This is a genomic window from Amycolatopsis acidiphila, from assembly GCF_021391495.1.
GTDB lineage: Bacteria > Actinomycetota > Actinomycetes > Mycobacteriales > Pseudonocardiaceae > Amycolatopsis_E > Amycolatopsis_E acidiphila.
The window spans coordinates 2,759,502-2,768,677 of the sequence record NZ_CP090063.1 but is presented as its reverse complement, the minus strand read 5'-3'; the positions used below and the strand labels follow the sequence as shown (position 1 = coordinate 2,768,677).

Below are 9,176 nucleotides of genomic sequence, written 5' to 3'. Positions count from 1 at the left end.
CCGATGTTCCGCTACACCTACAACACTCTCGTCTACGGCCGGGAGCCGCTCGCGGCCGGCATCGCGCGGATCGCGAAGTTCGGCTACGACGGCGTCGAGCTCGTCGGCGAACCCGCCCAGCACGACGTCGGCGAGGTCCGTCGCGAGCTGGACAAGCACGGTGTGCGCGCGTCGTCGGTCATCAGCATCTTCACCCCGGAACGCGACCTTGTCAGCGCCGACTCCGCGGTCCGCCGCCGCGCGCTGGACTACCTGCGCGGCAACGTCGACTACGCCGCCGCGCTCGGCGCGGACGTCGTCACCTTCACCCCCACGGCCTGCATGAAGATCGTCCCGGAGGCCGACCGGGACCGCGAGTGGGCGTGGGCGCTCGACGCCGCGCGCGCGATCGCCGCCTACGCGGACGACCACGGCGTGCGGATCGCGGTCGAGCCGTGGAACCGGTACGAGACCTACCTGATCAACCGGATGGACCAGGCGATCGCCTTTGTCGACGAGGCCGGGCACGCCGCACTGGGCTGCATGGCCGACACCTTCCACATGGCACTGGAGGAGCGGGACATCGCCGCGGCGATCCGGCGCTGCGGGCACCGGCTGGTCCACGTGCACCTGGCAGACAGCAACCGCGCCGCGCCGGGCTACGGGCACACCGACTTCCGGCCGATCGTCCAGGCCATCGCCGAGGTCGGCTACACCGGCTGGATCGCCTACGAGCTGCTGCCCGCCGCCGGCGACGTGTGGGGCGTGCTGTCCGGTGCGGGCGCGCCGGAGTTCCTCGACACCTACACCGAGGCGGCGATCGCCCACACCAAGAAGCTCGAGGCCGAGCTGGGGCTGGTGTGACGTGGCGGGCAATCCCCTGGGACTGAGCACGTTCGTGCTCGCCTCGCCGTTCTCCGACTCCGACTGCCCGGCAGCCTTCGCCAAGGTCGCCGAGCTGGGTTACGACGTGATCGAGGTCTGCGTCGAGGACCCGCGGCTGCTGTCGGCGCAGGCCCTGCGCGACGCGGCCGAGGAGCACGGGCTCGCCGTCGGCATCTGCGGCGCCTTCGGCGCCGACCGGGACCTGTCCGCAGAGGATCCCGGTCACCGCGCCGCGGGCCTGAACTACCTGCGCCGCTGCGTGGAACTGGCGGCGGCGGTCGGCTCGCCACACGTGGCGGGACCGATGTACGCGCCTACCGGGCAAGCCCGGCTGCTGCCGCCCGACGAGCGTGCGCTGCAGCGCACGCAGGCGGTGGAAAGCCTGCGAGCCGCCGCGGACCACGCGGGCGAACACGGCATCCGGCTGGCACTCGAACCGTTGAACCGCTTCGAAACGGACCTCGTCAACACCGTCGAACAGGGCCTGGAGCTGTGCGCCGCCACCGGCCGCGACAACATCGGGCTCCTGCTCGACACGTTCCACCAGAACATCGAGGAGAAGGACCTCGGCGCCGCGATCCGCACCGCCGGCGAACGGGTCTTCCACTTCCAGGTCTCGGAGAACGACCGCGGCACCCCCGGCAGCGGGCACATCCCGTGGCCGGAGGTGTTCGCCGCGCTCGAGGACATCGGCTACCGGGGACAGATCGTGGTCGAGTCGTTCCTGCCCACGATCGCCGAAATCGCGCGGGCGGTGTCGCTGTGGCGCCCGGTCGCCCCCTCGATGGACGCACTGGCCGCCGACGGCCTCGCCTTCCTCCGCGCATCGCTGCACCACCACTGAGAGGAGCAAAAACATGGGACAGCTCGACGGGAAGGTCGCCGTCATCACTGGAGGCGGCCGCGGGCAGGGGCGCTCACACGCGGTGCGGCTCGCCGAGGAAGGCGCGGACATCGTCGTGTGCGACATCACCGAGCAGGTCGGCTCCGTGCCGTTCCCGACCGGGCGCCCGGGGGACCTCGACGAGACCGTCGTCGCCGTCGAGAAGACCGGCCGGCGCTGCGTCGCCCTGGAAGCCGACGTGCGCAGCACCGCCGACATGACCCGGCTCGCCGACACCGCGATGCGGGAATTCGGCCGCATCGACATCCTGCTCGCCAACGCGGGGATCCTCAGCCTGTCGGAGAACACGTGGGAGCTGTCCGACGAGGCGTGGGACGACATGATCGGCATCAACCTGACCGGCGTGTTCAAGGCCTGCCGGGCGGTGGTCCCGCACATCCGGGCGGGCGGCCGCGGCGGTTCCGTCGTCATCACGTCGTCCATCGCCGGGCTCAGGGGGGTCGCGGGCTGCACGCACTACACGGCGGCGAAACACGGGATCGTCGGTCTCATGCGGACACTCGCCTGCGAGCTGGCGCCGGAGTCCATTCGGGTCAACACCATCCACCCCACCGGCGTCGACTCCCCCATGTCCAACAACGACTACTTCCCACAGTGGCTCGAGGAGCACAAGGAGCTTGGCGACGCCATGCGCTACAACCTGATGCCGGTCGACGCGATGCCGGTGCGCGACGTGTCCGAGGTCGTCGTGTTCCTGGTGTCCGACGCGGGCAAGTGGATCACCGGCACCACCCAGCAGATCGACGCGGGATTCATGCTGAAGTAAGCGGCATCCCGCCCCGCCAGGGGTAGGAGCCGCGTGGTCGGCCACCGCAGCGTCGGCACCCGTGCGCGGCGTGTCTCCCGGACATCCACGAGAGCGACACGATCGCCGTGGCGCAAGGCGAGAGCGGCCCAACGGCCTGTTGATCGTCTTCCGGCGAACCCGCCACGCCGGTGAGCTCCGCCGTGAACCCTGCTGGCGAGGCGTAGCGGCGAGGGCTCAAGCTCCCAACCGGCTGTAGAGACGGCTGGCCAGGGTGGCGGCCAGCTGGTTCAAGCCGCCGGTCGGGTCGAGCTGCGCGTACTGGCCGAGCAACTCGGCGGCGGCATAGGCCTCAGCCGCCGAGAGCACCGCGGCCACCGGCTCCACTCGGCCGCGTTCGAGCAGTTCGGTGAGGCGGCGGACGTAGTCCTGTCGGTCGCGCACACCCGCGAGACCGAACGGATCCTGCGGTGCGGCCGTGTCGCTCATGGGAACCATCTCCTTCGAGGCGCAGCGTGCCGGGCGCATCACTACATCGGGTAAGGCAGTAAATCTACGACGACGGGAGTAGACATTCGAGCCCGAGTGTGTGTAGTCTTCTGTTCGAAGCGAGAGAGACAAGGTCAAGCAGGCGCGGGAGATGACGTAACTACCCGCGAAGTGAGACAAGACGGTCAGACAGACGGGGCCGATCCACACCGGGTTCCGGCTGGTGATCGAAGCAGTACCGGGGTCGATGCGGGAAGAAGAAGTGGTGATGACCCCGGGCGGAGTAGTGCACGACGCGGGTGGAGTTCGAGCGCCCGTGAACGATGAGCAAGTACGTAGTTCGCAGTATGCAGTGAAGACGTCAGGTGTGCCGGAGCCAGTCAGTGCCGGCTTCGGCACACCTGATCAGCGATCTCAGGCGTGCTGGGGCCGGTCACGGTAAGGGGTTCCAGCCGGTGATGATCGCAGTAGTGCACGGTAAGAGAAAAACACTGAAAGGAAGGGAACGGGCACATCATTGGATCGCCCGCCGCGGCTGTGCGGTAGTGCCGCGCGGGTACCGCAGTCCCATCAGATTGGCAGGTGGTTCTCGGTTACGAATAAGCGATCCCCGCACAGCCGGCCTCTCGGCCGGACGACGCGGGTACCCGAAGCCGGCCGCACGGCCGGTTGACAATGGTGAAACCCAAACCCCTGAAGCCCCGGGTGCCGTCGACGGCACCCGGGGCTTCTCGTGATGTGGAGGTGGCATGATCCCTGACCCACGCGATACCCCCGCCCCTCGCTCGGGCGCGGCCGACAAGTTCGACGATGAGCACTATCCCGCCTACACGATGGGCCGGGCCGCGGAGATGCTCGGCGCCTCCCAGGGCTTCCTGCGCAGCCTGGACGAAGCCGGCTTGATCGAGCCGCAGCGCTCGACCGGTGGGCATCGCCGCTACTCCCGCCACCAGTTGCGCCTCGCCGCCCGGGTGCGGGAACTGGTCGACCAGGGCACCCCGATCGATGCGGCCTGCCGCATCATCACCCTCGAAGACCAACTCCACGAAGCCCAGCACCGCACCGCCGACCACCCGGCGTCCGACTGAGCGCGGTGGGTGTACCGGCCAGGACGGGCGGTACACCCGCGCAAGCGGCCCCCTCGATGCTGCGAACCCCTCGCTGCCGCGCAGCGGAGTCACGCCAGCGCGACCGGTCCCCCGGGACTGCCGCCGGCGAATCGGACGAGCCCGGTCGTCATAGGCGCGTCGTCACCGGGGCAGTGTGGCGTCACGGCCGCGGGTGATCACCGCGCCGTTGGGCGTTTGCGGTGCCCCGGTCATCCGGTTGACGGGGTAGGGCAACGGAGGCAGTGGACGCCGCCGGACATGACGAGCCTGGTGGGCGACCAGGACAGCGAGCAGTCCGAACAGCGCCGCCGAGCCCCACAGCGTGCCCCAGCCGAGACCGCCGTCCGCAACCGGCTTGGTGAGCGCGTCCCCGCCGGCGGCGCCCAATGGGCGTGTCAGGATGAACGCGAGCCAGAACAGCAGCATCGTGTTGATCCTGGTCAGGTAATGCGCGGCGACGATGAGCACCATGATGGCCGCGATGATCAGGAACGCGTTGCGGAAACCCAGTCCGGTGTCGTCCGACAGCCAGTCGCCGCTGGCGGTGCCGAGCGTGTTGGACACCAGGATGGCGGTCCAGTACAGGATCTCGCCCTTGCGGCCGGCGATGTTCTCCACGTCGAAGGTCTGCCCTGTGCGCCACCACAGGAGGAAGATGAGCGCGAGCAGGCTGGTGAGGATGATCGCGCCCCACCCGTATCCGACCCCGTTCGCCGCGCTGCCGTGACCAGGTCCCCGGTCGAGCAGGTCCGACATCTCGGTGCCGACCATGCTGGTTCCGAGCACGACCGCCCAGAACACGCCCGGGCGGAAGCGGCGGCTCGCGACCTGGATCGCGAGCACGATCAAGAAGTAACTCAAAAACAGCAGCTCGGTGACGACGTAGCCCGTCCGGAAGGTGATACCGACCAGGTCTCCGGCCGTCTCTCCCAGCGTGACGGCGACGATCTTCAGCACCCAGAACAACGCTGTCACCTGGGGAAGCTTGCGCAGCACGTAGCGGTCGCCGAGGTTTCCCGCGGCCATACGCCCTCCAATACGAGCAGTGAGCGTCCAATTCGTCACTGAAGGTATTTGCCCCGGAGTTAGCGCGAGGCAAACCGAGGGCCAGCAGGAGGTAAGGCGCTCTCCCCGTCCGGGTGATCCTGTGCCGGGCTTGGTGAAGACGCACCCGGCGGCATGCCGCCTGCCGGCCAGGACCAAGAGTGCGCGGCTCGGCCGGCGACGAAAGTGATCGCCGGCGAGCGGGCGGGGTGCGACTTTCGGCGTAGCGGGTAGGTCTGAAGGTGGACGGCTCGGGGCGCGGGTTCAGTCCCTGGGCAGTCGTGCACGCCTCGCTGATGGCCAATACTCCTCGCGACACAGGCAGGAAGGGGTACGGCATGATCGAAGCGCAGGCGCTGACCAAGAGATACGGCGAGAAGCTCGCCGTCGACGAGCTCACGTTCACGGTCAAGCCCGGGGTGGTGACCGGGTTCCTCGGACCGAACGGGGCCGGTAAGTCCACGACCATCCGGATGATCATGGGGCTGGACGCGCCGACGTCCGGCAGCGTGCTGGTCAATGGCCGCCGCTACGCCGAGCACACCGCCCCGTTACGCGAGGTGGGTGCACTGCTCGAAGCGCGGGCAGTCCACACGGGACGGTCGGCGTACAACCACCTGCTGGCGCTCGCGGTCAGCAACGGAATTCCGCGACGGCGAGTGGACGAGGTGATCGGCCTGGTCGGTCTGGAGCAGGTGGCGCGCAAGCGGGTGGGCGGCTTTTCGCTGGGCATGGGCCAGCGGCTGGGGATCGCGGCGGCGCTGCTGGGCGACCCGGCCACGCTGGTGCTCGACGAGCCGGTGAACGGGCTGGACCCGCAGGGGATCCTGTGGATCCGGAACCTGCTGCGCGGGCTGGCCGAGGAGGGCCGCACCGTGTTCGTGTCCTCGCATCTGATGAGTGAGATGGCGCTGACGGCCGAGCACCTGATCGTCGTCGGACGCGGTCGGCTCATCGCGGACACCTCGGTCGCCGAGTTCATCGAGTCGGCATCGCGCAACACGGTGCGGGTACGCAGCCCGCAGGCGACCCGGCTGCGGTCGTTGCTGGCCGGGCCGGACGTCTCGATCACGACCCAGGAGGACTGTCTGCTGGAGGTCTCCGGGATGAGCGCCACCGACATCGGCCTGGTGGCCCTGCGCGAACAGCTACCGCTGGAGGAGCTGACCCCGATCCGGGCCTCGCTGGAGGAGGCGTTCATGGAACTCACCGACGACGCCGTGGAGTACGGCACCGAAAGGAAGGCGTCATGACCACGGCTGTCGCACCCATGCCGGGGGCGCGGGTGACCCAGGCCCGGGTGCTGGCATCGGAATGGGTGAAGTTCCGGTCGCTGCGCTCGTCCTATGTGGCGCTGGCCGCCAACATCGTGGTGCTGGTGGGGTTCGGCATCATGTTCTCCGCGGTGGTCGACAGCCGCTGGACGCGGATGAACCCGATCGAGCAGGCCCGCTTCGACCCGACCGTGACCAGCCTGCGCGGGCTGTACCTGGCCCAGCTGATCATCGGCGTGCTCGGTGTGCTCGTGGTCAGCGGCGAGTACAGCACCGGGATGATCAGGGCGAGCCTGTCCGCGGCCCCGCGCCGGCTGCCGGTGCTGTGGGCGAAGCTGGCGGTGTTCGCCGTCGTGACTTTCGCGGTGACCGTGATCGGCTCGTTCGTCGCGTTCTTCGCCGGCCAGGCGATGCTGTCTTCCCAGCACATCCAGACGACGCTCGGCGCGCCGGGCGTGCTGCGTGCGGTTCTCGGCACGGCGCTCTACCTCACCGTGGTCGGCCTGCTCGGGGTCGCGCTGGGCTGGATCCTCCGGCACACGGCCGGGGCGATCGCGACGCTGTTCGGTGTGTTGCTGGTCCTGCCCGCGCTGGTGTCGGCCCTGCCCGACAGCTGGTCCAGCCACGTCGATCCCTACCTGCCCAGCGCGGCCGGGCAGGCGCTCACGGCGGTGCGCGCGGACCCGACGAGCCTGGCGCCGTGGACGGGGTTCGCGGTGTTCTGCGGCTATCTGGTGGTGGCCGTCATCGCCGCCGCGGTGCTGCTCGAGCGCCGGGACGCCTGACGCTCGCGGGATGATGGGCAGATGACGGAGAGCACGATGGTCACGCGCCGGCCGGGGCTGGCCCGGCTGCGCGCGTGGCCACACCGGCACCCGCTCGCCGCGGACGCGCTGCTGACACTGGTGGCCGCACTGGCCGTGGTGGGCCGGGGTGACCGCTTCGAGCACTTCTCGGGTGAGCGGCCGTGGTCGGTCGTGTTCGCCGCGCTGCTCGTCATCCCGCTGATCTGGCGCCGGCGCACTCCGGTGCTGGTGTTCGGCTGGATGGCGGCGGTCGCGGCGGTGCAGTGGTTCCTCGCGCAGGTCGTGGTCGCCGACGCCGCACTGCTGATCGCGCTCTACAGCGTTGCTGTCCTTTGCGAACGGAAGACGGCGGCGCTGGCGCTGGGGGTGCTGGAGTTCGGGATCGCGATCGCGGTGCTGAGGTGGGCACCGCCGGAAGGCATGGTCAACGCCTTCGTGCTCCTGTCGGGAATGGCCACGGCGGCGTTCGTGCTCGGTCGCAACGTACGCACCCGGCGTGCCTACCTCGCCTCGCTCGAAGACCGGGCCCGCACCGCCGAGCACGAACGCGACCAGCAGGCCCAGCTCGCCGCGGCGGCCGAGCGCGCGCGTATCGCGCGCGAGATGCACGACATCGTGGCCCACAATCTCTCCGTGATGATCGCGCTGGCCGACGGGGCCGCCTTCGGTGCCCGCGGCAACCCTGAGCAGGCCGAGGCCGCCGCCCGACAGGTCTCGGCCACCGGCCGTCAGGCGCTGGGCGAGATGCACCGGCTCCTGGGCGTGCTGCGCGGTGGCGGGCAGGAGCCACTCCGCGCGCCGCAGCCCGGGATGGAGCAGATCGACGAGCTGGTCACGCAGGTGCGCGCGGCGGGCCTGCCCACGTCGCTGACCGTGACCGGCGCCCCGTTCCCGCTCTCCCCCACCGCCCAGCTCGCGGTGTACCGGCTGGTGCAGGAGGCGCTGACGAACGTGCTCAAGCACGCGGACGCACCGGACGAAGCGTGGGTGCTGCTGCGGTATCGCGATCCCGCGGTCGAGGTCGAGGTCGGCGACAACGGGCACGGCCGGCCGGTCGTCTCGATCGTGAACGGGCACGGGCTCGCCGGCATGGCCGAGCGCGCGGCCATGTTCGACGGGTACGTCGAGGCCGGGCCACGGCCTGGCGGCGGCTGGCGGGTCCGCGCGGAACTGGCCCCCGGGCGGGTGGCCCGGTGATCACCAGCGTGCTGATCGCCGACGACGAACCCTTGCTGCGGCTGGGTTTTCGGCTGGTACTGGAGTCCCAGCCGGATCTGACGGTGGTCGGCGAGGCCGCCGACGGCGCCGCCGCGCTCACGCGCACCGCCGAGCTGGATCCCGATGTGGTGCTGATGGACGTGCGGATGCCCGGGGTCGACGGGATCGACGCCACGCGAGCGATCGTGCGCGAGCACCCGAGGTCGAAGGTGCTCATCCTGACCACGTTCGACCTCGATGAATACGCCTTCGCCGGGCTGAAGGCCGGGGCGAGCGGTTTCCTGCTCAAGAACGTGCCGCCCGAGGATCTGCTGTCGGCGATCCGTGCGGTCGCGGCCGGGGACGCCGTCGTCGCCCCCAGCGTGACCCGGCGGCTGCTGGACGCCATGGCCGACCAGCTGCCCGATCCCGGGCATCCGGAGCGGGGCCAGGACCCCAGACTGGCCCGGTTGACCGAACGCGAGGTCGAGGTGCTGACCCAGCTCGCGGGCGGCCTGTCGAACGCCGAGATCGCCGCCGCGCTGACGGTCTCGGAGGCCACCGTGAAGACCCACGTCGGGCGCCTGCTCGGCAAGCTCGATCTGCGCGACCGGGTACAGGCCGTCGTGTTCGCCTACCAGATCGGGCTCGTCAGGCCACGGTGAGCGATCCGCGCCCCGCGGTGGCGAACAGTCGTACTGAAAGTCCTCTTTGTCCCGGCGTACTCAGCGTCCTCACAGGCTC

At 69.9% G+C, this 9,176-nt stretch carries 10 protein-coding genes; 8 read left to right on the top strand and 2 right to left on the bottom strand.

The window, feature by feature from the left end:
- Nucleotides 1-3: 3 nt before the first annotated feature.
- The 3 genes from LWP59_RS13425 to LWP59_RS13415 are packed head-to-tail and all read left to right on the top strand — an operon-like array spanning nt 4 to nt 2,534.
- The gene (locus LWP59_RS13425) at nt 4-843 is read left to right on the top strand and encodes a sugar phosphate isomerase/epimerase family protein (protein WP_144635448.1); all 840 of its coding nucleotides are present in this window, start codon (nt 4-6) and stop codon (nt 841-843) included.
- Nucleotide 844: 1 nt separating this feature from the next.
- The gene (locus tag LWP59_RS13420; protein WP_144635451.1) at nt 845-1,708 is read left to right on the top strand and encodes a sugar phosphate isomerase/epimerase family protein; all 864 of its coding nucleotides are present in this window, start codon (nt 845-847) and stop codon (nt 1,706-1,708) included.
- Nucleotides 1,709-1,721: 13 nt separating this feature from the next.
- Nucleotides 1,722-2,534, top strand: coding sequence for a mycofactocin-coupled SDR family oxidoreductase (locus LWP59_RS13415; RefSeq protein ID WP_144635454.1), 813 nt, complete (start codon nt 1,722-1,724; stop codon nt 2,532-2,534).
- Nucleotides 2,535-2,750: 216 nt separating this feature from the next.
- On the opposite strand, the gene LWP59_RS13410 is transcribed toward LWP59_RS13415, so the two are convergent.
- Nucleotides 2,751-3,002 (bottom strand): hypothetical protein, encoded by a 252-nt coding sequence (locus LWP59_RS13410; RefSeq protein ID WP_144635456.1) that lies wholly within the window; start codon nt 3,000-3,002, stop codon nt 2,751-2,753.
- Between the two features lie 749 nt (nt 3,003-3,751).
- Between LWP59_RS13410 and LWP59_RS13405 the strand changes: the two genes are divergently transcribed.
- Complete coding sequence (locus tag LWP59_RS13405; protein ID WP_144635459.1) at nt 3,752-4,090, top strand: helix-turn-helix domain-containing protein; 339 nt, start codon at nt 3,752-3,754, stop codon at nt 4,088-4,090.
- 162 nt (nt 4,091-4,252) lie between these two features.
- Here the strand turns inward: LWP59_RS13405 and LWP59_RS13400 are convergent, their stop codons facing one another.
- A complete protein-coding gene (locus LWP59_RS13400) occupies nt 4,253-5,137 on the bottom strand; it encodes a COG4705 family protein (protein ID WP_186383112.1) in 885 nt (294 codons plus the stop codon).
- A gap of 356 nt (nt 5,138-5,493) precedes the next feature.
- Here LWP59_RS13400 and LWP59_RS13395 point away from each other — a divergent pair, with 356 nt between their 5' ends.
- From LWP59_RS13395 to LWP59_RS13380, 4 genes are read left to right on the top strand one after another with little or no spacing between them, the layout of a single operon-like run.
- Entirely contained in the window at nt 5,494-6,408 is a 915-nt protein-coding gene (locus LWP59_RS13395) for an ATP-binding cassette domain-containing protein (protein ID WP_144635463.1), read from the top strand.
- Entirely contained in the window at nt 6,405-7,214 is an 810-nt protein-coding gene (locus LWP59_RS13390; protein ID WP_144635466.1) for an ABC transporter permease, read from the top strand. The genes LWP59_RS13395 and LWP59_RS13390 overlap by 4 nt, the downstream gene beginning before the upstream one ends.
- 21 nt (nt 7,215-7,235) lie before the next feature.
- Complete coding sequence (locus tag LWP59_RS13385; protein ID WP_144635469.1) at nt 7,236-8,432, top strand: sensor histidine kinase; 1,197 nt, start codon at nt 7,236-7,238, stop codon at nt 8,430-8,432.
- A complete protein-coding gene (locus LWP59_RS13380) occupies nt 8,432-9,097 on the top strand; it encodes a response regulator (RefSeq protein ID WP_144635595.1) in 666 nt (221 codons plus the stop codon). Before LWP59_RS13385 ends, LWP59_RS13380 begins: the two co-directional genes overlap by 1 nt.
- The last annotated feature ends 79 nt before the right edge of the window (nt 9,098-9,176 follow it).